Consider the following 25591-nt stretch of genomic DNA (forward strand, 5'->3'; position numbering starts at 1 on the left):
ACAATTTTTGGTTATAGCTCATACAATTTTTTGCTACAGCTCATACAAATTTTTGTTGTAGCTAATACAATTTTTTGCTACTGCTCCTACAAATTTTTGCTACTGCTCCTACAATTTTTTGCTACTGCTCCTACAATTTTTTGCTACTGCTCCTGTAATTATTTTTTACTGCTCCTGTAAAACTTTTTTACTACTCGTGTAAGCTGATGTTGATGTGCGACCGATGGTGACTAGGCTCAAAAAACAAGCCACTTCATCAGTGACTTGCTTGAAAGAGAGAAGCGTTGTTAATCAATTAAGAGAGACAAAGCAGGACGGACAGTGACAGGGTACTGTACATTAGCGTCATTCATGGCACCATTATTGACAGATCCCGCGCTCTGAGCGGAGCGTCCGGGTGAGCGGAGCAAAATGTAACTAGGTTTACTACTGAAATTTAATAGGGATACATTGCTATCTGCTTCGCTATCTGCTTCTGGCACTCCCATATGCCTATGAATATCACCATAACTCAAAGCAAAAGCTTGTTGATTGCCTGACGCATCTAGCGTCGTCGCAAAACGATTGTCTTGATGCCAGTTACTACAAAACCAAGTTATTGGACCATTATTAAAATCAAATGGACCGTTATTAGAATTAAATATAATACCAGTAGAAAATGCCGTATAATCTGGGTTGTCCAAGGCAACTTTTTGCACCCTATCCACTAAAGCAGGATTGCTCGCGATGTTTGTAGCATACCAAGTATCGATGACTTGACCAACACCACCGTTAGTTCGACTAAGGTCATAGCCGTTTGTCCCACTAGTATCAAAGTAATCCACCCCACTACCGTGAAATTTATGTTGACCAATATCTTCAATTTTGATGACAAGCGCCTGCAAACCATTACTTGCGTCATCATCCATATCCTCATCTAGGATTTGGAACCAAGCGTTTGCGAACCAAACCGCATCCCCTGGAGTACCGAGTTTACCATCAGCGTATGAGGCGACAGCAACATCAGTATTCACTAGACCAGCTTCTGTGATGGGCAAGCCCCATTTCGCATAGAGTGTGATATTTTCTGTCATCGGTGTCTCAAAATCAAATGGCGTTGTTAAGTCTGGCTCTGTGTACCAACCTTTGAAGATAAAATCATGTTGGCGCTGGACCATACGGCACGGATGAGACATTAGGGATGGCATCATCTTTTGTTGGAGCAACTGGTTCTGAAACTGTTTGCCCATGATTGACTGTTGCTGAAGCTACCGCTTCGCCACCAGTGCTGTCAAATGTGACTTGATAGGTTTTAGGTGTCGTTTTGCCATAGAAGACTTTATCGCCTGTCGCCCCTTTCGCGATACTTGTGATGACATCACCCGTGTAAGTATCATTGTCATACCAACCTGAGAAATCTTCAGCCTCATATGTTGGCGTTTTTAAATCAGTCGCTTGCTCACCCGCAACGTAACCATATACCAGAGATAAGTTGGTGACTTTGACACCATTGATGTAGTAGGTAATGGTAAAATTATTCGTGACTTCTGAACCACCGTTATCCCCACCTGTATCGCCAGTGTTAGCGTTGTCTTCTTCAAAATCACCTTCGCCCGCTAAGTGGAAAACATAGGTCGTACCCGCTAACTCAACCGCATGGTTGCGCACTTCATCGCGATGATGGTAGGTTTCTGCTGCATAGACCGTTGCTACACCGCCTAAGCCTACCAGTAAAAGTAAAATGGCGAATAGACTTTTAGCACCTTGGAAACGTCTGAAGCCGATGGTTGCAATACTTGCTAATAGGAACAGACCAACGAGGATGACTAGCGGTCTTGCCATATCGCCTGTTGTCGGTAAGGCAGTTGTTGCGTTATTGCCTGTTGTGGGTAGCGGCGTAGTCGCTACTGTACCAGCTGCTTTTCGGCTGACTTGATACGTTTTAGACTCGCCCGCTTTCAAAGTGCCGACCTTAAACGTGACTTTTTTCATGTCCTTATCGTGGAAAATCGTAGGTAAATCAGCTTCAAACGTGACATTGGTGCCCGTTTTCCCACTGATGTTTTTAATCGTCAAGTCGGCAATTTCTGCACCTGACTTGCTCTCTTTGTTTTCGACGACGGTCAGTTCAAAATGCTCTGTACCTCCCGTATCTGCCGCGTGCGCAATACTTGGAAAACTCAGGACGAATACTGTCCCGAGCATCAAGATTAGGGCACTTAATTTTTTAAGTCTTGTTTTCATATTGTCTCCCCTCCTATTATTAACATTTTCTCATTCAAAAACCGTCCCCTGGCTGAGGTAGACTAAAAGTCTATCCCAGCCAGGGGACGGTGATTAACTATCATCAAAAAAATGGCACACTGAACTAAGGCATACTTCTACCGCTGTCTGTCTGTCTGTCTGTCTGTCTGTCTGTCTGTCTGTCTGCTTATCATAGCCCAGCTCCTCTCGACTGTCAAGTTTTTGCTGTAATATTTAAAGTTAAATACTTAACTTCTTTTTATTATTTAAAACCCATTTATCTTACTTTTATTTTACCATAATTTACTGCCTTATCAAACTAAAAAGTCGATAAAAAGCAAAAAACAAGCTTTTTAGCTTGCTCCTTAAAACTCACGTGAAATCTTTTCATCACTATCCATTTGGGCAATCAAGGCTTCTACGCCATCAAATTTGATCATGCCTCGGATTAGTTTTAGAAAATAAACTATCACCCTTTCGCCATAGATTTCATCATGAAAATCAAAAATATTGACTTCAAGTGTTTTGTTTTTCCCACCAAAAGTATCATTATAGCCGATAGATGCCATGCCACGATAGCGCGTGCCAGAAACTTCAATATCCACCACATAAACGCCGATTGCCGGTAAATATTGATAATGTTTCGACTCGACATTAGCTGTCGGAAAACCAATCGTCCGACCTCTAGCCTCGCCATGAACAACTAAGCCTGTGACTTCATAATCATAGCCTAAAAGGCGATTGGCAAGGCTGACATCACCAGCAAGAATGGCTTGACGCACTCTCGTCGATGAAATCTTTTCTCCATCATCTGAGACTTGGGCGATTTGATGGCTTTCATAGCTTGATAGCTGACTTAAATCGCCGTGGTCAGATCCGAATTGATAATCAAAACCGACGACAATCGCTGCCACATTTAATTTTTTGACATATTTTTGGACAAAATCATGGCTGGTCAATTTGGCAAAATGGCTGGTAAAATCAGTCAAATAAAGAAAATCAACCCCATTTGCTTCAAAAAGCGCCAAACGTTGCTCTGGTGAGGTCAGATGCTTGAGCAAGTCTTCGTTAAATTTTTCAAAAACCAGAATAGGACTTTCAGGAAAGGTCAGCACTGAAATACTGGCATTTTTTTCAACCGCCAACTCACGCGCCTTATCAAATAAGGCTTGATGGCCGCGATGCAAGCCGTCAAAATAGCCTAAAACGAGAATGGTTGGCGCTGGATCAAGATTTTTTTCACTAAATTGTTTAACTTTCATTTGATGACCTTCTTAGGTTTATAGAGTTGACCGTTGCGTTGTTCTAAAATCGCAATGAGTTGCCCCTTGTGCATGCCTGCAACAGTCTGATTTTGAGCTGAAATCATAACGAAACGACCAAAACCAATTTCTGAAACTTGCGTCTCTGTCAGCTCGACTTTTTCCAAATCGGAAACACCATATTCGATTGGCAAGAAAGCTTCGTCTAAGCGATTTTCAGATTTGAGTTGCTCAATTTCTGATAGTTTAAAGGCTTTATCAATCGTCAAGCCTGCTGATGCCGTTCGCTGTAAGTAAGACATATGACTGGCAAAGCCGAGTTTTGCCCCCAAATCAACAGCCAGCGTTCTGACATAGGTCCCCTTGCTACAAACAACACGGAAGTCAAATCGCACAAGACCATTTGCCGCATCAAAAATCGGCTCGGACGTTCTCACAAACTCAGCAATCGTGACCGTGCGTTCTGGTCGCTCAACAGTTTCGCCCGCCCGCGCATACTCATAGAGCTTGCGCCCGTTGACTTTGACCGCCGAATACATGGGCGGCATCTGCGTGATTTCCCCGACAAAGTCGGTCATGGCGGCATCGATTTCTGTGGTCGTTGGCATAGCTAAAACGGGAGTGGCTGCGACCACTGCACCACTGGCATCCTCTGTTTCCGTCGAAAAACCTAGGGTCACTTGCCCCTCGTAGACCTTACCAGCCTCGGTCATGTACTCAATCACGCGCGTCGCCTTGCCCACCGCAATCGGTAAAACACCGGTCACGTCAGGATCCAAAGTCCCACCATGACCGATTTTTTTCGTCTGCAAAATCTTGCGCAACTTGAAAACGACATCATGACTGGTCATGCCCGCTTCTTTATAAATATTTAAAATGCCGTTCACTGTCATTTTGTTTCCTTGTTTAGAGTGGCAAATTTCTCTGCCATGGTTGGATTTTTCTTGGTCAATTTCTTGACTGAGACATCTTCTAGCTTATTGTTAGCCAGACGGAGTTGATTTTCACTGGTTAGCAGTGCTTTTTTGACTTCTTCCATGCGTTTGATAGATTTGTCAATCTCATCAATCGCTTTGGCAAAATTTTTGCTGGCTGAATTGTAATTTTTAGCAAAACCAGTTTTAAAAACATCTAAATCCGCTTCAAAGGTCGTGATATCAATGTTTTGTTCTTTAATTAAAGCAATTTCCTGTTTGTAAGCCAGCGAATTCATGGCAGCATTTCGGAGCAAGCCAATCAGTTGGATAAAGAAATTCGGACGAACGACATACATTTTAGGATAGTCATGCGACACATCAACGATGCCTGTATTGAAATAGTCACTATCCGCTTCGAGCATGGTCACTAAAACGGCATATTCACAGTTTTTCTCCTTACGGTCTTTATCCAATTCCTTATAAAAATCACGGTTTTTGTGCTTGGTCGCTGTTTCGTCGCCCTCATTTTTCATCTCAAACATAATCGAGATGATTTCATTGCCAAATTCATCAGTTTCACGATAAATAAAATCGCCCTTACTGCCTGTTCTAGCATCATTATCTTTTTCAAAATAAGCCTTGGGAAACATGGTCGCACGGACTTTATTGAATTCATTTTCAGCAAAATTTTCGAGACTTTCGCCAATCGCTTTGGTCGATTGCTGCGCCTTGAAGTTCTTGTAGAAATCGACTTCATCGTTTTTAGCTTTGAGTAAAATTTCGTACTCATTTTTGATGGCGTTGACATTTAACTCTTGCTCTTTTTCTGCTAAAACTAGCTGATTTTTAACTGCATCACGTTCTCTAGCAAGCTCAGCTAATACTTTTTCTTTTTCCGAAACTGTTTGTTGTAAAGTGAGTTCTTTTTGCGCTTCAAGCGTTGCTAACTGTGATTTAAGGTCTGACAACTCCGTCTGCAAGGCAGATTTGGTCTTTTCTTCGACTAATTTCAGCTCAGCAGACTGGGCATCTGAGATACTTTTCTTCTCTAACTCAGCTTTCTCGAGCTTGTTTTTCAGCTCTGATACTGTAGCTTCAGCTTGAACTGCTAACAGTTCTTTTTCTTTTTCCAGCTGGGCATGGATTTCCTGTTCAAATTCCTGTGTCCGAACCTGTGCTAAGATATCCGCAAAACCTGACGCATCAACTGTAAAGACTTCCCCACAATGCGGGCATTTGATTTGATTCATTTGTTCTCCAATATAAATTTTTTTCAGAAATAACTAGCTGATTATCTAGTCAAAGTATACCCCAAAATTTAAATTAACAAACTAATCAATTTCTCTTCGTTATAAATCGAAATAATCTCAGAAAAATTTGGTAAATAACTTTTTAATTCTACAAAATCTATATAATTTCCAAAATCGCCTAACATATCACTAACTTCTTTAAATAACTCTAGATATGTTGAAGATTTTTCTTCATCAGAAACTTGTAAAGGAAATCTTTCAAGAAGTTTTTCTAAAGTATTTTTATAATCTTCAAAACGTTCTTGATAGTATTCCTTCTCACTATAAATAGCATATATCTTATCATCTAAAAATATGATATTTATTTTTTTAATCAGGGTTCTGATAAATAATTCTATATTTGGAATATCAACACCTAAGACTCCTCTAGCTTTTAAAAATTCAAATAATTCATAAAATAAATTACTGAATTCATGACCAGTATAAATATTATTTATATCCAATTTATAAGAAGACGCTCTATAATGTGTTAATTTTTCAAACATTTCTTTACTAATATCTTCTTTTTTAAAATAACTTTTAGTATTTTCTATATTTATTTTATCTTTGTTGCATGAAGAAATATAAAATCTATCATTAGTAAGGCTATCATCACCGAATATATTTTTTCTATATATTCTATAAGCACCTTGAATTTTCATGATGATCTCTTCAATTATAAAATTATATGTTTCAGATACACTATACCAAAATTCATCATATTTTAAATACTCAGTAAACTCAGGAGCATTCCATATCACCTCAACCACTGACTCATTATTATACCCCAACTTATAATTTCCTTCTACATAAAATAATGTTTGATGAGGAAAATTATTCTGACTGGCTAATGCTAAAATATTATTGAATTTTTCAAATTTATAACCTTTATCATAATCTCCATTTTCAATTAAATGCTCTTCCTTAAATTCAAGCATCTCTTCCCATAACTCTTTTTCAATAGTCATCAATTTTATTTGAGTAGGATTATGGCCTATAGGTTTTAACCCAATCGAATTATATCGTTGTGAAAATTTCATTATTCTTTCAACGTACTTTTCAATAAATACATCAATAACTTTATTTAATTCTTCAAGTTCATTTTCATAAAGATATACGGTAGTATTCCCGAACTCAATATGAAACTCATGATAATCTGGAAGTGGTATACGAATATACTGTCTGTGATTTTTTTCATGTTCAAAACTTATCGATGTTTTTCTACCAAAATAGAACAATCTCAAAATATCTTTATGATTCAACTGAATAGAACTCTTAGATAATTTTTGAAATCTAGCAAAAATTATCTGATATGCCCCAAATCCGTTAGATTTTGGCGTCCAAAAAAATCCTGACAAGCGAACATTTCTATAACTTATGGTGATAGACTCCGCAGTCTCTAAAATTTCTGGTTTTTTACTGTTAGAAAACCAATCTTTTTCTGAAAATGTATTTAGATATTCTAAAGCCTTTACAAATTCACCATTAAATAATTGTTCATCAAAAGAAGACATTGATTTTAAAATATCAGGTGGTAATGCCTCTCCTTTTTTAAAGCTATTTTTTAACGGAACTCTGATACCTAAAGTCTGTTTAGTTTGAATCTTAGATAAGTTATTTCTTATTTGCTCTGTCGGATCTATATAATATATTTCCTCAGTAGTTTTATCAATGATAAATAAAAAAGTTATATACTTTCTTTTAAGCCAGAAACTCAAATTAGACGTTTCCATTGTCTGTATGTATTCCTCTTTAGTTTTATCAATTTTTTTATGCGCCTTAGCTTGTCCAAAAAACATTTTTTCTGTGATTTTTCCAGTCGAATCAGTGAGTGAGCATATACAATCATCTCCAAAGTCAGATTGAACTCTGTTGACTATGGCATACTCCTCAAGTCTTGCTTGTAACAATGACTCTCCTATTGCCCCAGTCTTCTGCGGCTTGCTCCGTTTAGGTGATTTTTCACTTAAAATTAAATTTTCCATTTATAATACTCTACTCTTACTTCTCAACTTTCTCAATCGGTGCCATCTGCGCTAGCAGGCGTTTCAAGCCAACTTCTGGGAAGGCGATTTTCAACTCCATATTTGAGCCAGTGCCTGACACATCTAAGACCGTACCATCGCCCCATTTTTTGTGGTGGGCGGTGTCGCCAATGTGCCAGTCTCCGACTGGTTTAGCAGTCGCGCCTTGTTTTACTGAGACTGAGCCAGTTGAAGATACTGCAGATTTTCTGCCTTTAATCGCATCTGCCAAGCTCATACCTGACCCGAATTGACTTCTTGACGCTGTGTTAGAAGATTTATAAGTCGCATTAAAGCTCGTGTTGGCTTTTCTGGCCTGACCTGTATAAGTCAATAAATCATCGTCGATTTCCTTTAAAAAACGCGAGGGTTGATTATAACTTGACCGGCCAAAGAGCATGCGTGAGTTGGCATTCGTCAAATATAGGACTTCTTCTGCTCGTGTAATCCCGACATAAGCAAGCCTACGTTCTTCCTCTAATTCGTCTTCATCTTCGGCTTGCCGACTGAGTGGAAAGATGCCTTCCTCCATGCCGACGAGGAAAACGACCGGAAACTCTAGACCTTTAGCAGCATGCAAGGTCATGAGGGTGACTTGGGACGTTTCATCATAGCTATCAGTATCCGCGACAAGGCTGAGGTCGTTGAGGAAACGGCTGAGTTTATCAAGACCTGTTTCGCCCTCGACGGCATTTTCTGATTCTTTATCGTCGAAACTTTTGGTAACGGTCAGGAATTCTTCGATATTTTCCAGACGATTTTGCGCCTCAAGACTGGTCGTTTGCATTTCTAGCGCTTTTTTATAAGTGGTTTTATCTAGGACTTTTTCGACTAACTCAGTAATGGTAAACTGGTCGACATCATCGGCGAGATTAAGTAAAACATGCGCCAGATTAAAGAGTTCTGATGCCGCCTTACCTTTGAGGGAACTGAGTGTGACATCGCGCGCCGCCTCTAAGAGCGAAACATTTTGCTGATCCGCAAAATCACGAAGGGTCTCGAGCGCTTTAGGTCCAACACCGCGTTTCGGTTCATTGACGATGCGTTCAAAAGAAAGATTATCACGGACATTGGCAATGACGTTCAGGTAGGCGACAACATCTCTGATTTCTTTACGTGAGTAGAATTTCGTACCGCCGACCATGGTATAGGGAATGTTAGATTTGAGGAGGGCTTCCTCGATGGCACGCGACTGGGCGTTAGTGCGGTACAGCACGGCAAAATCTGAATAGTTCCGACTGTTTTCTTGCAGTTCATAATTAATTTGACCCGCAACAAAATTGGCCTCCTCACGCTCATCACCTGAGCGGTGATAAATGATATTTTCACCATCTGCGTTTTGCGTCCAAAGGTCTTTAGGCCGACGTTTCTTATTGTGATTGATGACTTCGTTGGCGGCTTGGAGAATGGTTTTTGTCGACCGATAATTTTCTTCTAACAAGACGACTTTGGCCTCGGGGTAGTCCTTTTCAAAATCTAAAATATTCTGCATATCAGCGCCACGCCACCCATAAATCGATTGGTCTGCGTCCCCTACGACGCATAAGTTTTTAAACCGTTTCGCGAGGAGCTGCACTAATTGATACTGGGCATGGTTGGTATCTTGGTACTCATCAACATGGATGTATTGGAATTTCCCTTGATAATAGGCGAGAACTTCAGGATTTTTGTCGAAAAGCAAAATCGTGTTCATGATGAGGTCATCAAAGTCCATAGACTCGCTACGTTTGAGTTCGGTTTCATAACGTTTATAGGCCTTGGCGACGATTTCTGAGTACAAATCACTGGCATTTTTGGCATAGCTTTCAGCTGTGACCATGTCATTTTTACTGTTAGAAATCGTGCCTAAAATCGTGCGTTCTGTGAATTGTTTCGGGTCAACATTAAGCTCTTTTAAAATGCGTTTCATCAGGGTGCGTTGTTCACCGGGATCGACAATCGTAAAATTACGGTTGTAGCCAATATGATCCGCATCACGACGGAGAATCCGAACACACATACTGTGAAAGGTTGCAATCAGCGCATCTTGCGCCCGTGGATTGAGATTAATCGCGCGTTCCCGCATTTCCCGCGCGGCTTTATTGGTAAAGGTAATCGCCAAAATATTCCAAGGATTGATCATTTTTTCATCAATCAAATAAGCAATTCTGTGGGTCAAAACGCGTGTTTTGCCAGAACCAGCACCCGCCATAATCAAAAGTGGGCCTTCTGTTGCCTGTACTGCTTCAGCTTGGCGGTCGTTCATACCTTGTAATAATGGATTCATTTTACTCTCTTTTCCTGTTTGACTATCTCTTTAATTATAGCATAAATACGCGGTATTCGAGGTAATGTAGTGGCTTTGAAACATGTCAAAATTCCTCATTCTTAATGTTGATATGTTGTTTAGCATGGCTGAATTTAACTAAAAATGACCTTCCGTTTCTCGAAAGATCATTTTTTATCATTTTAAAAATTAGTAAACTGATTATACTTCATCTCAAAGGATTTGAGCACGCTTTTTTTAGCTGTATCAAAAGGAAATTCCTTGACATAATCAGCAAAAACGATGATACGTCTGACCGCTTCAATATCATCACAAGTCACAAGCGTTAATTCTTTCTTGCCCGGATGGTCATCAATCACTTCGACATGATCCGGTGTCATGACTTGCACATCCCGAATTTTGTACTGGTAAATTTTTTCCTTATCTGTGATGTAAATCACCATATCTTTTTTTGCCCGTTCAAGCGGTGTGAAGAGCAACTCAGGAGCACCCGTGACACCACTGACATGGTGACTTGCCAAGGCGTAATTTCCTTGTCCCATGACAGCATCTTCTTTTAGCGTGCCAGCACCGTACATCAGCTCAACATTACCAATCCCACGAAAAATTGGTAAGTTTATCCCCAAATCAGGAATGGCAATGCCGCCAATCACTGGCAATTTTTGCGCATTTAACTGATTTTTCATGACATCTTCAAAGGAAATCGGATTGACTTTTGAAAAGTCAAAGTCACCAATCCCTTTTTGATTATTTTTCTTCAATATATTTTTATCAATCTTCGTGACCTGATACTTGTTAGCATTCCAAGCCATCAACATGTTTCGAAAACCTTTATTGAAAATGAGTAATAGCCCCAGCATTAACAGCAAAATCAGGAAAATATTGACTAACCAGCGTCTCACTTTTTTCATGTAGTCTTCCTTTCTATATCTTATCAGTCATGCCTTATTTTAAATCAGCGATTTCGCCTAATCGATACTCAGATTTTTTATCGAGTTCAAAGCGATTTTTCAGATTTTGCGTGACATAGACTTTATTATCTTTATCGACAAATACGGCCTCGACATCTTTTTGTTTCGTAACAAATTCATAGCCTTTTTTAGTACCCAAGGCAAAAATCGTGGTGGATAGCGCATCCCCATCCACCCCTTTTTTACTGACAATGGTCACACTCTGAATATCACTGTCAAAAGGATAACCTGTTTTGGGATTTAAGAGATGCGGATAGATTTTGCCATCTGCTTCTAAATAACGTTCATAAATGCCAGAAGTTGACACAGATTCATCTTGCGCCTCTAAGAGCCCAACTTGTGCGGTTACCGCTTGATTAGGGTCTTTAATGCCAATCGTCCAAGGCTCATTTTCCCCCCGATACGACTGACCAATCAAGGACAGACTTGACGACCCTAAATCAACAATCGCCGTTGTCACACCGTGTGCTGTCAGATAATCCGTCATTCGATCAGACACATAGCCTTTGGTAATGGCACCCAAATCAATCTTAGCACCTTTTTGAGTAATATAAACAGTTTGTTTTTGGTCATCAAACTCTACTAAACGATAAGAAACGAGCGGCAAGGCTTGATCAATTTCAGCCTGACTGGGTTTCCTAGCATCGTCAAAGCCGATATGCCAGAGGCTACTGATAGCCCCAATCATCATGTCAAATCCAGTCTGCTTTTCAGAGTAAGCATAAGCTTCTTTAAGCAGTTTGTAAACTGATTTTGAGACCTTGACCGGTTTGATACCGGCTTGATCATTGATGGCATCTAGTTCACTGCCCGATTGGTTGACAGAAGTTTTTTGATCATAATCTTTGGCAATGGCAAGCGCTGCGGCAATATCTTTTTCATGTCCTTTATCGTAGGCTGTGATTTTAACGTAAGTACCCATGGTAAAAGTTTCTTTGACATAGGGTTTTGACCGCAAATCACGCTTGTGTGTCCCGCAGGCTGTCAAAATCAGACTAAGCCCTAAAAGCAGGGCAAGGAAGCCCAGACTTTTTTTATACTTCTTCACTTGTCACTTCCTCAGTACCATTTTCAGCGGTTTCGTCATTAAGCTGCTCAGGTTCTTTTTCGACTAGAGCAAAGGTCACGATGTGGGCTTCTTTGTCCAAACGCATGACTTTCACGCCTTGGGCGCTACGGCCAGTTTGGGAAATGTTGGCAACGTCGGTACGGATGACGACACCTGTATCTGTAATCAGCATGAGGTCTTCGTCGCCATTAACGGTCACGAGACCGGCTAATTTCCCTGTCCGCTCAGTGATGTTCATGACTTTAATCCCTTTACCGCCACGACCTTTAGTTGGATATTGTTCAGCAGCTGTCCGTTTGCCGAGACCATTTTCGCTAATCACGAGGACTTCTTGGCTATTGTCAATGGTACTAGAACCAACGACAAAGTCACCGTCACGGAGATTAACCCCTTTGACACCCGTCGCTGTTCGACCCATGTCACGGAGAATATTTTCTTTGAAACGAACAGAGTAGCCGTTATGTGTACCAATAATCAACTCTTCCTGACCAGTTGTGAGTAACACATTGACCAATTGGTCGTCTTCACGCAGGTTGAGGGCTTTCAAGCCATTAGTTCTGATGTTGGCAAAATGATTAGCATTCGTCCGTTTGACAATCCCACGCAGGGTTGTAAAGAGGAGGAAGCGTTCTTGATCAGATTTTTCAACATTGATAACAGTCTGAATCGTTTCGCCCTCATCCAATTTGAGGAGGTTGACGATTGGCAAGCCTTTGGCCTGACGACCGTACTCTGGAATTTCATAGGCTTTCATGCGATAGACGCGACCACGATTGGTAAAGAATAAGAGATGGTCATGCGTTGAGGTTGACACCATATGTTTGATGAAGTCTTCATCGGAGACGCCAGAGCCTTGAACACCACGACCGCCACGGTTTTGCGCACGGAATTCGTCTTGGTTGAGACGCTTGATATAGCCTTTATTTGACAGGGTAATCAAGACATCTTCTTCTTCGATTAAGTCTTCGTCTTCCACACTGAGGACTTCACCGACCAGCAATTCTGTCCGACGCGCATCCGCGAATTTGCGCTTAATCTCTTCCATTTCTTCCGTGATAATGGCAACAACACGCTCAGGTTTCGCCAGAATATCAATCAAATCAGCAATCAGAGCCAGTAAGTCATCATATTCTTTCTGAATTTTATCGCGTTCCAAACCTGTCAAACGACGCAAGCGCATGTCTAAAATGGCTTGTGATTGACGCTCTGACAGCTCAAAACGTGACATTAATTCAGCTTGGGCAATCGCATCTGTTTCAGACCCTCGAATAATCTTGATAATTTCATCAATATTATCCAGGGCAATTAACAAACCTTCTAAAATATGGGCACGTGCCTCAGCTTTTTCCTTGTCAAACTGAGTCCGACGGGTAATCACTTCTTTTTGGTGGGCGATGTAGTGCGTCAGAATTTCTTTGACTGACAAAATTTTCGGCGCACCATCAACGATGGCCAGCATATTAAAGCTGAAATTGGTCTGAACGCTGGTTAATTTATAGAGGTTATTCAGGATAACATTGGCTGACGCATCACGGCGGACTTCAATAATAAAGCGCACACCGTCACGGTTAGACTCATCACGAACTGCCGTAATGCCCTCAATCCGCTTTTCTTGCGCCAAACGCACGATATGCTCATGAAGTTTGGCTTTATTGACCATGTAAGGAAATTCGGTAATGACAATCCGTTCCTTACCAGATTTGGTGATTTCAATCTCTGACTTGGCACGTAGCGTAATGCTCCCTTTACCCGTTTCATAGGCGCGGTGAATCCCGCTACGTCCCATGACAAGCGCACCCGTTGGAAAGTCAGGACCAGGCATGACTTCCATGATGTCGCGCGTCGTTGCCTCAGGATTTGCCATGAGGAGTTTCACGGCATCAATCGCCTCACCAAGATTATGTGGTGGAATATTGGTCGCCATCCCGACAGCAATCCCTGTCGTTCCATTGACCAAAAGGTTAGGGAAACGCGCAGGGAGGACAACGGGCTCACGCTCTGTGCCGTCATAGTTATCGATAAAATCGACAGTTTTCTTATTAATATCGCGCAACATTTCGAGCGCAATCTTGCTCATCCGTGCTTCCGTATAACGCATGGCAGCGGCGCCGTCGCCGTCCATAGAACCGAAGTTCCCATGACCGTCGACGAGCATATGCCGATAACTCCACCATTGTGCCATCCGAACCATGGATTCATAAATCGCCGAATCGCCATGCGGGTGATATTTACCCATGACATCACCGGTGATACGGGCAGATTTTTTATGCGCTTTATCAGGGGTGACCCCCAGTTCATTCATGCCGTAGAGAATACGACGATGGACTGGTTTGAGACCGTCACGTACATCGGGTAATGCCCGTGCCACAATGACACTCATGGCATAGTCGATGAAACTTGTCTTCATTTCACTCGCCAGATTGACACTGACGACATTTTTGTCTTGCATTAATTTACAGCCTTTCAAATACCAAACATGTATTGTTTCCATTATATCAAAAATATAGGAAAAAAGCTAGGCACAACCTAGCTTTACAGTCTGTTGCTGGTTTTGAAAAAAGCAAATTTTGGTGTCTTTGTCAAGCCTGCTCACTTCGTTGCGACTTAAAATGTTAATTTGTCATCTTTTTTAATCAAAGTCCCAAACCCTTCACTGGTAAACAGTTCAAAAATCAAGGAGTTTTTCAGGCAACCATCTAATAAAACCGCCTCATTCAAGCCGTTTTGCATGGCATATTTAATAGCCTCCAGTTTTGGCATCATACCACCCGAAATCTTACCTGCCGCAATCAAATGATCAATTTCTGCCAGCGTCGTTTCGGGTAAAAATGATGCTTCATCCGGAAAATTTGAATACAAGCCACGCACATCAGACAAGAGAATAAAACGTTCCGCCTGCAATTCTCCCGCAATCCGGCTGGCTGCGGTATCGGCATTGACATTATAAATCTCGCCCGCCGTATCTACTCCTGCTGTCGCAATGACGGGAATGGTTGAGGTCTTAGCAATCCGTTCGATAATTTCAGTATTGATTCTCGTGATTTTTCCGACGAACCCGAGGTCTTCAGACAGTTGCTCAACTTCAATCATCCGCCCATCAATGCCAGAGATGCCAATCGCTTCGCCCCCTAGCCGTTGAATATCCCGAACCAGACTTTTATTGACCATGCCCGACAAGGCTGTCAGCGCAAGCTCAGCGGTCTCCTCATCGGTGTAGCGCAAGCCATTGATGAACTTAGACTCTTTGCCGTACTTGTCCAGCAACTCATTGATGGCAGGCCCACCGCCATGCACGAGAACGACGTTAATCCCCAGCGTTTTCAGGAGCAAAATATCGCTCAGTACCGATTTTTTAATGGCGTCGTCGGTCATAGCATTGCCGCCGTACTTGATGACGACCGTCTGCCCCTGATACTTGAGCATGAAAGGCAGCGCCGCCGTCAGCGTTTCAGGTACATTCATAAGATTCCCTCCAATATCGCCACCCCGTCCGCCAACTGCGCTTTTGTCATGACTAATGGTGGCAGAAGTCTGACAATGTCTTTGCCTGCCGACAAGACGAGGAGACCTTGCGCTCTAGCGTCTGACAAGACCTGTTGCACTTGCGCAACGTCAGTGAGTTGGATCCCGATCATCAGACCCAGATTTCGGATGGCTTTAACGGATGATTTGCCTGCTAATTTTTCGTCAAGTAGCGCTTTGAGAAAATCTGCTTTATCAGTCACGTCAGCTAAAAAAACATCGGAAGTCAGTTCAGTCAAGACAGCCCTAGCACTTGCCATCGCTAAAGGATTCCCACCAAAAGTTGAGCCATGTTTACCCGCACTGAAAAAATCTGCATAGCAATTTTTAACCAACATGGCGCCAACTGGTAAGCCATTGCCCAAACCTTTAGCGGTCGTGAAGATATCAGGTTGCAGTCCGAAATGTTCAAAGGCAAATAATTTGCCAGTCCGACCATTGCCAGTTTGGACTTCATCCACAATCAGCAGAATCCCCTGTTCTTGACAGCTTTTGAGTGCTGCCGAAAATTCTGCTGTGAGTGGGGTCACGCCACCTTCACCTTGCACGACTTCAAAAAGAATGGCACCCGTTTGAGGTGTGACAGAGGCTTTAAGACTGTCGACGTCGTTATAGATGGCTTTTGAAAAACCAGAAACTAAAGGTGCAAAACCGTTTTGAATTTTATCCTGCATGGTCGCTGACATGGCGCCGAAAGTCCGACCGTGAAAGCCGTCTTCAAAGGCTAAAATTTCGTTGCCCGGTTTGATTAAGCGTGCCAGTTTAAGCGCTGCTTCATTGGCTTCTGCGCCAGAGTTGGCGAAAAAAGCCTTGTAGTGACCCGCTTGGTCTAGCAAGTCTGCCACTTCTTCCTGCAAGGGATTATTGTAGAGGTTAGAGAGATGGGCGATTGCATCCACTTGCGCTTTAACAGCAGCTTTCCCCGCTTCAAAAGAATAACCTAAATTCATCACGCCAATCCCACTCGTGAAATCTAAGTATTTTTTGTCCCTCTCATCAAATAAATAAACGGTTTCACCATGCGTAAAGGTCAGGGGAATTCTTGTCCCGTAGTTTTGGAGTAAATGTGTCATAGGCTTTTTCTTTCTTAGGAATGGTAGAGGGCATTGATTTCAACGTATTGATAGGTCAAATCACAGCCCCAAGCTGTACCAGACGCTGTGCCATTGTTAAGTTCAGCATCAATGACAATCACTTTTTCTTTAAGTTTTTCAGAGAGTTCTGCTTGGTCAAAATCAACAGGTGTCGAATGGAGTAAGACCAAATCGCCTTGGATTTCCAACTCAATATCTGGCACATCAAAGGCTGCCACTTGCCCAATCGCTGAAATCACGCGCCCCCAGTTAGGGTCAGCACCAAAAATCGCTGTTTTAACAAGACTAGACCCCACAATCTGTTTAGCAATCATGCGCGCTGACAAGTCATCTGGTGCCCCCGTTACATTAACTTCGATCAGCTTGGTTGCCCCTTCACCATCTGCTGCGATTTTTTTTGCCAACTCTTGACAGACGATAGCTAGAACAGTTTTGAAAGCTTGGTAGTCTTCGGTGTCAGCTAGAATTTCAGGATTACCAGCCTGACCATTTGCCATGACTAGCACCGTATCATTGGTAGACGTATCGCCGTCTACCGTGATTTGGTTGAAAGTCGTCTCAATTATTTCTGACAGCATGTTTTGCAGTAAAGGCTGGGCGATTTTAGCATCGGTTGTGATAAAGCCAAGCATGGTCGCCATATTGGGATGAATCATGCCTGATCCCTTGCAGACGCCTGCGACCGTAACCGTTTTGCCCGCGATCTCAACTTCATAGGTCACTTCTTTTGTGACCAAATCAGTTGTCAAAATCGCCTCAGCAAAACCGTTGGTATGACCATTTTCAGCAGAAAGTTTGGAAATGCCCAGCGCGATTTTGTCCATAGGCAACTGTTTGCCGATGACGCCGGTCGAGCAAACCGCCACGTGACTTGGGTTGAGGTCAAATTTTTCCGCCACCAAACGTTGCGTCGTTTTAGCATTGCTGACGCCCTCATCTCCTGTCACAGCATTGGCAATAGCTGAATTGACAATGATGGCTTGCGCCACGCCACCTGCAACCACTGCTTTATCCAGCTCAATCGGTGCCGCAGCGACCTTATTTGTCGTGAAAACACCCGCAACAGCTGCCGGCACTTCTGATAGGATAAGTCCTAAATCTAGCTTTTGAAATTTCATCTCCGCGTGTGTGGCATCTGCCGTGAACCCCTTAGGTGAGGCGATATTCCCTTTGATTGCTTTAAATTTTGTCATGTTATAAAATCGGCACGAGGTCAAGCCCAGCTTTTTCGTCAAAACCGAAAAAGTGGTTCATATTTTGAATCGCTTGCCCTGCCGCTCCTTTCACGAGGTTGTCGATAACGGTCACGACCGTCAAGGTATTCGTCAGTTCATTATGGCCGAGGCCAATGTCGGTAAAATTTGTACCAACGACACTATGCAAATCAGGCAAGAGACCGTCAGTTAAGACTCTAACGAAGTATTTAGCGTCATAAGTCTGGTGATAAGCCGCCACCACATCTGTGAAAGTAACCCCCTCAGCTAATTTGGCATAGGTTGAAACAAAAATGCCACGATTGACCGGAATCAGAGACGTTGAAAATTGGATTGGTTTCGCATCGGTGTTCCAAGAGACTAATTTGTTAAAGATTTCTGGAATGTGTTGGTGCTGATTGAGTTTGTAAAGACTGACATTTTCGTTAGCAGTAACGTAGTGACTACTGTCGGTCAATTTCTTGCCTGCGCCTGACAAGCCTGATTTGGCATCAATAATGACACTGTCTAGCTGAATCAGATTGGCTTGATATAGCGGTGCTAGGCTTAATAGCGTTGCTGTCGCATAACAGCCAGGATTAGAGATATAAGCTTGCGTCGGTCTATCAAAATCAGCTAAGACATAATCCGCTTTTGATAATAAATTCTTATGGATGGCTGGTTTTTTGTACCATTTTTCATATTGCGCCGGAATTTTCAAACGGAAATCACCTGACAAATCGACGACTGGAAAGTCTGCCGCGATGAAATCTGTCGCTAACTCCGCCGCAATCCCAGCTGGTGTCGCAAAGAAAACCAAATCGGTTGTGGTCATGATTTCATCAGACGAGAAGGTCTTGATGGTCAAGTCTGCATATTTTGGAAAATGAAGCAGTTTTGGAAAAAGGTCTGTGAGTTTAGCACCGATATTTGACGTGCCGTAGACAGTAACAATTTCAGCTTCTGGGTGGCTATGGAGCAGCCTCAGCAGTTCTAATCCTGAGTATCCCGAGATACCAATGATGGCTATTTTTTTCATAAGCGTTATCCTTTAATTGAATATATATACAATAATAATGTATATTTTTTCATTTGTCAAGTTGAAAGTGGGTTATTTTGAAAATTTATGCATTTTCCCATAAATTTTGTATTGATATACAAAAAACGCATCACTGCGATTTTTCAATATTTCAGTAAACCTTACTCATCATCCATACTCAAAACACTCAAGAAGGCTTCTTGCGGCACTTCGACATTACCGATGGCTTTCATGCGTTTCTTACCTTTTTTCTGTTTCTCGAGGAGTTTACGTTTCCGAGAAATATCGCCACCGTAACATTTAGCGAGGACGTTTTTACGTAAGGCTTTAATGTCTGAGCGTGCGACAATTTTTTGACCAATGGCAGCTTGAATTGGGACTTCGAATTGTTGGCGTGGGATGATTTTCTTGAGCTTGTCCACGATAATTTTACCGCGTTCATAGGCAAATTCTTTATGGACAATAAAACTCAAGGCATCGACACGCTCGCCGTTAAGCATAATATCCATCTTAACAAGTGAACTCTTACGGTATTCCGAAATTTCATAGTCAAAGCTGGCATAGCCTTTAGTGCTTGACTTGAGCTTATCAAAAAAGTCAAATACAATTTCTGACAGCGGCATTTGATAAATCACATTAACACGATTTTCATCCAGATAATCCATGGTCACAAAATCACCACGTTTACGCTGGGCTAACTCCATCACGGCACCAACATAGTCTTGAGGCACCATAATTTGAGCCTTGACAAAGGGTTCTTCGATATTATCAACCCGAGTCGGATCAGGAAATTCAGACGGATTAGCCACTTCAAGCATTTCGCCATCGGTTGTATTGATATGATAAACCACGCTCGGGGCAGTCATGATTAGGTCAATGTTGAACTCACGTTCCAAACGTTCCTGAATGACATCCATGTGCAATAAGCCGAGGAAACCACAACGGAAACCAAAGCCGAGGGCTTGCGATGTCTCAGGCTCAAACTGGAGACTGGCGTCATTAAGCTGCAATTTATCCAAGGCTTCACGCAAATCATTGTATTTATTGGACTCAATCGGATAAATCCCCGCAAAAACCATGGGATTCAACTGTTTGTAGCCATGAAGCGGTTCTTCCGCTGGATTTTCAGCCAAGGTAATGGTATCACCGACACGTGTATCAGCGACGGTTTTAATAGCAGCAGCGATATACCCCACATCACCTGTCGCTAGGAACTCACGCCCAACGGTTTTCGGTGTGAAAATGCCAACTTCGGTGACATCAAAAGTTTTGCCATTGCTCATGAGCTGAATTTTGTCACCCGGTTTGACAATGCCGTCCATGACCCGAACTTGGAGAATGACACCGCGATAGGCATCATAAACTGAGTCAAAAATCAAGGCTTTCAAAGGATTGTCGACAGAGCCTTGTGGTGCAGGCACTTTTTCAACGACTTGCTCTAAAATTTCTTCAATCCCAATCCCAGCTTTAGCTGATGCCAAGACCGCTTCAGAGGCATCTAAACCTATCACGTCTTCGATTTCTGCGCGAACACGCTCGGGATCTGCTGCTGGCAAGTCGATTTTATTGATGACTGGCAAGATTTCAAGGTCATTGTCCAAGGCCAAATAAACATTGGCAAGGGTCTGAGCCTCAATCCCTTGCGCCGCATCCACGACTAAAATCGCACCCTCACAGGCTGCAAGGGAACGTGACACTTCATAGGTAAAATCGACGTGTCCGGGTGTGTCAATCAAATGAAAAGTATAGTCTTCCCCATTTTTAGCAGTGTATTTCAACTCAATGGCATTCAGTTTAATGGTAATGCCACGCTCGCGCTCCAGATCCATTGAATCTAAAAGTTGCGCCTGCATTTCACGCGCCGTTACCGTTTTGGTCTGCTCCAAAATACGGTCAGCCAGCGTTGACTTCCCGTGGTCAATATGGGCAATAATCGAGAAATTCCGAATATTTTTCTGCCGTGTTTTAATTTCATTTAAGTCTATCGTCATAAGCTTTATTTTACCATATTTTATGTTAATTAGAAACTGCTTTTCAAGTTACCATTCTCTTAAAATGTAAAAACAGTTTGACTTTTCTCTCTATTTTGATAAAATGTAAAAGAAGTTTGACAAAAAACTTCAAGCGAATATCCGTTCAGAGAAAGCCTTGGAGCGGGCATTGTACTCAATTTAAGCAAATACAGTAAAAATTTTCGGCTATTTTCTGTCACTTCTTCGTTGTCAAGTCTTGACATACACCTGTACGCCTACGCCTTGTCGCCTCGAATTGGCGAAAAATAGCTCAAAAATTTTGTTCACTTTCTTTACTTAACTGAGTATAATTCGCGAATGACCCCGCTTGGACAAAGCGCAGGTCAAGTTTCAAGATTTCATAATATGAAATCGCAGAAAGGAGAAACTTTGAAACAAAACCATATTTTGCAGTTAGATGCCAAGAATGCTTTTACTTATCAATTACCAATCAATCCAATGATTGATTTAGTTGACCAATATCTTTTTGAGGCCAAGCTATTAAATGACTACGATTGCCTATTGATAACTGAATTTGTTGATCAAGAATTACTTTATCGGCATCGACAAGCTATTTTACACTTTTTAAACAGTCAAAAAATTGTCATCTTCTGCGGTCAACTCTTCCGTGATTTTATACCGGGGGCGACACTTTTCATGCCTAAGGCTATCAAGGCTCATCAAGATTACAACCTGTACATCACGCCAGAATCAGAGATTTTTAAATCTGTTAAAGTCGATGAGCTCAACTATCGGCGTGGGGTTGCTGGCTTTAATGCTAGAGGCTACCATCGCCCCGCTGAAACTGCTGAGATACAGTTGACTTTTAAATCTGGAGAAGTCGTGACATATATAGATAGAACAACGACCCCAGGCACGATTTTAATGCACGCTGGTCGCAATTTATTTGGCTATCAAGGAGAAAATAAGTCGACAGACCAAATCAGCCAAAATACGTTGGCTTGGGTCAATCAAGAAATTTTAAAACTGAAAGGGGGGCTAAAATGAGAAAGATTGGTGTTTTGTATGCAGGTGCTTTTTTCCATTTTAGAGCATTCTCAGAAGGCAAATTTGCGCAATTTATTCATCAAATAATTTATCTGCCAGAACTGACACCCCAAGATTTAAAAGACTTAGATATTCTTTGGGTGCCGTCACAGTTGCCCCTGAACTTACTTGACCGTCATCAAGCCACGATCAGAGCCTTTGCGGCAAGCGGTGGCATCGTCGTTGCCATGGGACCTCAACCAAATGATTTGATTCCAAATACGGCATGGATTGACAGAGAAACTAATTTTTGGTGGTGGTTGGATTCTTCACAGTCCAGTGGTTTAAAGCTTGATACGCCTGATTATCCACTCTTTGACTACATCACTTTAGCTGATGCGACTTGGCATCAACATGGTTTCTTTAAACCACTCAATCAGGTGACCAGTCTGATTTCCAAAGAAAATGAAGGCACCATTTTTTATCTTGATAAAACGCCTGAGTTCGGTACATGGCTTGTCACTTGTCTTGATCCTGAGTACCATTTTGGCAGTTATTTCATGCCCGCCACAGAGAAATTTTTAGAAGGTTTCTTGCCTTGGCTGGCTTATGGAGAGATATAAATGACCTATGTTTGGATTAATCCTGTCGTAGAAAAGCTCTATGACCCGAAAGCATTGACACAAGTCCTTGACACGCTAGGCATGACGCGTTTTATCAACCAAGAAAATCATGTCCAAGATGTCAAAAATCACTATCAAGAAGCGGTTAATCAGGCAACAAGTTGTGTCATCGATCAGCGATGTCCCTTAGCAGTTCAGCATGTTCAAAGTCATTATCCCAATCGTTCGCTTACCTACCCTCAAATTCAGCCGATTTTGATTCATGCTGCCTTAGAAGCTAGGAAAAATTGCCCGTCAACCGCCCTCCTTTACATTACAACACCTTGCCAATCCTTAGCCGAATTAGGCGATAGCCTAGCCCTAGACAATACAATCTTCCTAACTTGGCGTGCCTTTGTCCAGAAATTTAAAGTTCAGCTCGCCGCCAAAAAATTAACCGCAAGTCCTATTCCACCCGGTTTCTTTGAGCTTAAAACGGGGCAAAAAATAGCCAATCTTTGCAATAAAAATCAGATTGACTTTTTCTTTCAGCAGCATCAAGAAGAGACAACAACACTCGCTGAAATGCTCTATTGTCAAGACGGCTGTCATAACGGAGATGGGGTCACGGATGTCTAAAAAAATCATACCCTCGCTACTGCTACCAGCTATCCTCTTGCTATTCTGGCAACTTGCCACCATGAACCATTGGGTAAGCGCCTATATCCTGCCTTCCCCTGCGAAAGTACTTGACACGTTTACCCTGATGCTGAAAAATGGTAGCTTACTTGTTGATACCGCCATTAGTATGAAACGGGTCTTGATTGGCTTTAGCCTCTCCTTTGGGCTTGCTTTCATTTTAGGTCTGTTTGCCAGTATCGCCCCTAAAACTCAAGTTTTCTATCACTATCTGATTGAGCTAATGCGGAATATACCGCCGATTAGTCTGATTCCACTTTTGATTTTATGGCTGGGAATTGGTGAGGCGTCAAAAATTATTATTATCATTCTTGCTTCCTTTTTTGCCATGTTTTCCAATATCAAAAAGGGCTTAGGGCAAGGCAATCAGCAGCTTTTAGAAGTTGGCAAAAGTCTAGGCTTGACGACAAGAGAAAATTTCTTTAAGATTCAACTCCCTAATGCTGTCCCTGATATTTTAATCGGGATGCAGATTGGGCTTGGTTATAGTTTTAGAGCCATTATCGGTGCTGAAATGATTGCGTCAAGCAGCGGACTTGGCTATCTGATTTTGGATGCCCAGCAAATGTCGCGCTCAGACAAGGTCATTGTGGGGATTTTAATCCTTGCCTGTATCGGCAGTTTGACCAATCTTTTCCTTACCAAGTTAATCAGGAAATTTACGAAAGGAGCCAACTTTGACGACAGCCATACAGCTTAAACATCTGGCAAAATCTTATCAGCTTGATGACCAGACGAAACATGTCTTAAAAGGTATTGACCTCACATTTCCGACAAATACGATTACTGTGATTTTAGGCATAAGTGGTTGCGGGAAAACAACACTCCTCAGAATTTTAGGCGGACTTGAAAAACAGACCGCTGGTGATATTGTCAAGGACGAGCAGATGAAAATTACGACCATTTTCCAAGAAGCCAGACTGATGCCTTGGCTACCTGTCTGGAAAAATATTGCGTTGGGGCTGAAAAAAGCCGTTTTGTCTGATGTCCAGTACCTCATTGACCTTGTGGGGCTTCAAGGCTATGAGCATGCCTATCCTCATCAGCTTTCTGGCGGCATGAAACAACGCGTCGCCATTGCGAGAGCTTATGCCTACAATCCTGACATGATTTTAATGGATGAACCCTTTGCCGCCTTGGACTACTTTACCAGAGAAAAGATGCAAAAACAGCTGATTCGCATTTATCGACTCAAGAAAAAAAGCATTGTTTTTGTCACACATAGCATTGATGAAGCCATGTTACTGGGGCAACATATTGTCATTCTCAGTCAAGGCAAAGTCAAAAAACAATATGACTTATCACACTTGCCCTATGAACGCGATATTTTACAAGATCATTGGATTCAATTGAAAAAAGATATTTTAACAACAATAGATAACGGAGAAAACGCATGAAATTTAAAACACTACTGACTTTAACCGCAACTTTTATCATCGGTTTAGGCGCTTTATCAGCCTGCACGACTAATAGCAGCAAGACAACAACAAAAGAAGACAAAAAAAGCTATGCCTTCAAGGCAATCAACGTCACTTATGTCAAATCACCATTAAATGTGCCTTCCATGGTTGAAAAAGATCAAAAAATGTTTGCTAAAGCCTACAAACCTTATGGTTTAGACGTTACTTACTCTGATTTAACAACAGGACCCGAGCAAACACAAGCACTGGTTTCAGGAGATGTGCAATTTTTAAACTGTGTCGGCTCAACTTCTGTTATTTTAGCTGCCGCAAATGGTGCGGATATTAAAATCATTTCGGCTTACAACCGCTCCCAAGAAGCCTATCAACTATTCGGCGCTAAGGGTACAAGCATCAAAAGTGCCGCCGATTTGAAAGGTAAAAAAGTTGCAGGGCCTAAAGGCACTGTGCTCCATGAATTACTGCTGACCTATCTTGCGTCAGCCAACCTCACTGAAAAAGATATCGACTTTGTTTCAATGGACATCCCCTCTACACAAGCCGCACTCCTAGCTGGTAAAATTGATGCCGCATTGCTAGCAGGTCCTACCGCCTATACAACTGAAAAAGAAGGCTATCCGATTATCACGACAGGTAAAGACTTGATTGACCCAGTCGCTCTGACAGCAACAAGTACTAAATTCTATAACGAAAATCCTGAATTGGTTAAAGCATTTGTCAAAACACAGCAAGAAATCTTAGAGTATATGGCAAACAATTATGATGAAACCATGGCAATTTCTGCCAAAGAAACTGGTTTAGAGCTTTCAGCCGTTGAATCGATGTATCCAATGTATGATTTCGACAGCACACTCAAAAAATCTGATGTCGCTTCTCTCAAGAAAACACAAGACTTCATGCTTGAAAATAAAATGATTGATCAAAAAATTGACATTGACAAACTTTTCATTTATCCTGTCAACTAAAAAAATAAGCTCTCAAAACTGAAAATGTTTTGAGAG

Annotated in this window: 21 protein-coding genes; 6 read left to right on the plus strand and 15 right to left on the minus strand. The window is 41.9% G+C overall.

Going from position 1 to position 25591, the window contains the following annotated elements:
- Positions 1 to 287: 287 nt before the first annotated feature.
- The 15 genes from RsY01_RS00180 to lepA all read right to left on the minus strand — a co-directional run bounded on the left by RsY01_RS00180 (position 288) and on the right by lepA (position 20860).
- Positions 288 to 1175 carry an InlB B-repeat-containing protein gene (locus tag RsY01_RS00180; RefSeq protein WP_167373203.1) on the minus strand — a complete coding sequence of 296 codons (888 nt, stop codon included), beginning with the start codon at positions 1173 to 1175 and terminating at the stop codon, positions 288 to 290.
- Positions 1138 to 2223: an InlB B-repeat-containing protein gene (locus RsY01_RS00185; RefSeq protein ID WP_094783552.1), complete on the minus strand. Its 1086-nt coding sequence runs from the start codon at positions 2221 to 2223 to the stop codon at positions 1138 to 1140. The genes RsY01_RS00180 and RsY01_RS00185 overlap by 38 nt, the downstream gene beginning before the upstream one ends.
- A gap of 365 nt (positions 2224 to 2588) precedes the next feature.
- Entirely contained in the window at positions 2589 to 3485 is an 897-nt protein-coding gene (locus tag RsY01_RS00190; RefSeq protein WP_094783553.1) for a bifunctional riboflavin kinase/FAD synthetase, read from the minus strand.
- Positions 3482 to 4378 (minus strand): tRNA pseudouridine(55) synthase TruB, encoded by an 897-nt coding sequence (gene truB / locus RsY01_RS00195; protein ID WP_094783554.1) that lies wholly within the window; start codon positions 4376 to 4378, stop codon positions 3482 to 3484. Before truB ends, RsY01_RS00190 begins: the two co-directional genes overlap by 4 nt.
- Entirely contained in the window at positions 4375 to 5652 is a 1278-nt protein-coding gene (locus tag RsY01_RS00200; RefSeq protein ID WP_094783555.1) for a DUF2130 domain-containing protein, read from the minus strand. Before RsY01_RS00200 ends, truB begins: the two co-directional genes overlap by 4 nt.
- Positions 5653 to 5720: 68 nt before the next feature.
- A complete protein-coding gene (locus RsY01_RS00205) occupies positions 5721 to 7676 on the minus strand; it encodes a DUF4365 domain-containing protein (protein ID WP_094783556.1) in 1956 nt (651 codons plus the stop codon).
- A gap of 16 nt (positions 7677 to 7692) precedes the next feature.
- Entirely contained in the window at positions 7693 to 9981 is a 2289-nt protein-coding gene (gene pcrA / locus RsY01_RS00210; protein WP_094783557.1) for a DNA helicase PcrA, read from the minus strand.
- A 182-nt stretch (positions 9982 to 10163) separates the two neighbouring features.
- On the minus strand, positions 10164 to 10919 hold the full coding sequence (locus RsY01_RS00215) for a class A sortase (RefSeq protein WP_432205764.1): 756 nt from the start codon (positions 10917 to 10919) through the stop codon (positions 10164 to 10166).
- A 7-nt stretch (positions 10920 to 10926) separates the two neighbouring features.
- Entirely contained in the window at positions 10927 to 12000 is a 1074-nt protein-coding gene (locus RsY01_RS00220) for an FAD:protein FMN transferase (RefSeq protein WP_094783559.1), read from the minus strand.
- A complete protein-coding gene (gyrA, locus tag RsY01_RS00225) occupies positions 11987 to 14470 on the minus strand; it encodes a DNA gyrase subunit A (RefSeq protein ID WP_094783560.1) in 2484 nt (827 codons plus the stop codon). The genes RsY01_RS00220 and gyrA overlap by 14 nt, the downstream gene beginning before the upstream one ends.
- A gap of 155 nt (positions 14471 to 14625) precedes the next feature.
- Positions 14626 to 15483 (minus strand): acetylglutamate kinase, encoded by an 858-nt coding sequence (gene argB / locus RsY01_RS00230; protein WP_094783561.1) that lies wholly within the window; start codon positions 15481 to 15483, stop codon positions 14626 to 14628.
- A complete protein-coding gene (gene argD / locus RsY01_RS00235) occupies positions 15480 to 16616 on the minus strand; it encodes an acetylornithine transaminase (RefSeq protein WP_094783562.1) in 1137 nt (378 codons plus the stop codon). Before argD ends, argB begins: the two co-directional genes overlap by 4 nt.
- 14 nt (positions 16617 to 16630) lie before the next feature.
- Positions 16631 to 17830, minus strand: a complete 1200-nt coding sequence (gene argJ, locus RsY01_RS00240; protein WP_094783563.1) for a bifunctional glutamate N-acetyltransferase/amino-acid acetyltransferase ArgJ — start codon at positions 17828 to 17830, stop codon at positions 16631 to 16633.
- Position 17831: 1 nt separating this feature from the next.
- Positions 17832 to 18869 (minus strand): N-acetyl-gamma-glutamyl-phosphate reductase, encoded by a 1038-nt coding sequence (gene argC, locus RsY01_RS00245; RefSeq protein WP_094783564.1) that lies wholly within the window; start codon positions 18867 to 18869, stop codon positions 17832 to 17834.
- Between the two features lie 161 nt (positions 18870 to 19030).
- A complete protein-coding gene (lepA, locus tag RsY01_RS00250) occupies positions 19031 to 20860 on the minus strand; it encodes a translation elongation factor 4 (RefSeq protein ID WP_432205759.1) in 1830 nt (609 codons plus the stop codon).
- 411 nt (positions 20861 to 21271) lie between these two features.
- Between lepA and RsY01_RS00255 the strand changes: the two genes are divergently transcribed.
- Genes RsY01_RS00255 through RsY01_RS00280 form a run of 6 tightly spaced genes read left to right on the plus strand, consistent with a single transcriptional unit; the run spans position 21272 to position 25555 of the window.
- Complete coding sequence (locus RsY01_RS00255; protein ID WP_094783565.1) at positions 21272 to 21889, plus strand: hypothetical protein; 618 nt, start codon at positions 21272 to 21274, stop codon at positions 21887 to 21889.
- Complete coding sequence (locus tag RsY01_RS00260) at positions 21886 to 22491, plus strand: hypothetical protein (RefSeq protein ID WP_094783566.1); 606 nt, start codon at positions 21886 to 21888, stop codon at positions 22489 to 22491. Before RsY01_RS00255 ends, RsY01_RS00260 begins: the two co-directional genes overlap by 4 nt.
- Positions 22492 to 23109 carry a hypothetical protein gene (locus tag RsY01_RS00265; protein WP_094783567.1) on the plus strand — a complete coding sequence of 206 codons (618 nt, stop codon included), beginning with the start codon at positions 22492 to 22494 and terminating at the stop codon, positions 23107 to 23109.
- Positions 23102 to 23869, plus strand: a complete 768-nt coding sequence (locus RsY01_RS00270; protein WP_202971650.1) for an ABC transporter permease — start codon at positions 23102 to 23104, stop codon at positions 23867 to 23869. The genes RsY01_RS00265 and RsY01_RS00270 overlap by 8 nt, the downstream gene beginning before the upstream one ends.
- Positions 23847 to 24566 (plus strand): ABC transporter ATP-binding protein, encoded by a 720-nt coding sequence (locus RsY01_RS00275; protein WP_094783569.1) that lies wholly within the window; start codon positions 23847 to 23849, stop codon positions 24564 to 24566. The genes RsY01_RS00270 and RsY01_RS00275 overlap by 23 nt, the downstream gene beginning before the upstream one ends.
- A complete protein-coding gene (locus RsY01_RS00280; RefSeq protein ID WP_094783570.1) occupies positions 24563 to 25555 on the plus strand; it encodes an ABC transporter substrate-binding protein in 993 nt (330 codons plus the stop codon). Before RsY01_RS00275 ends, RsY01_RS00280 begins: the two co-directional genes overlap by 4 nt.
- Positions 25556 to 25591 lie beyond the last annotated feature (36 nt).

It is taken from the genome of Pseudolactococcus reticulitermitis (assembly GCF_002260845.1).
GTDB classification, from domain to species: Bacteria; Bacillota; Bacilli; order Lactobacillales; family Streptococcaceae; genus Pseudolactococcus; species Pseudolactococcus reticulitermitis.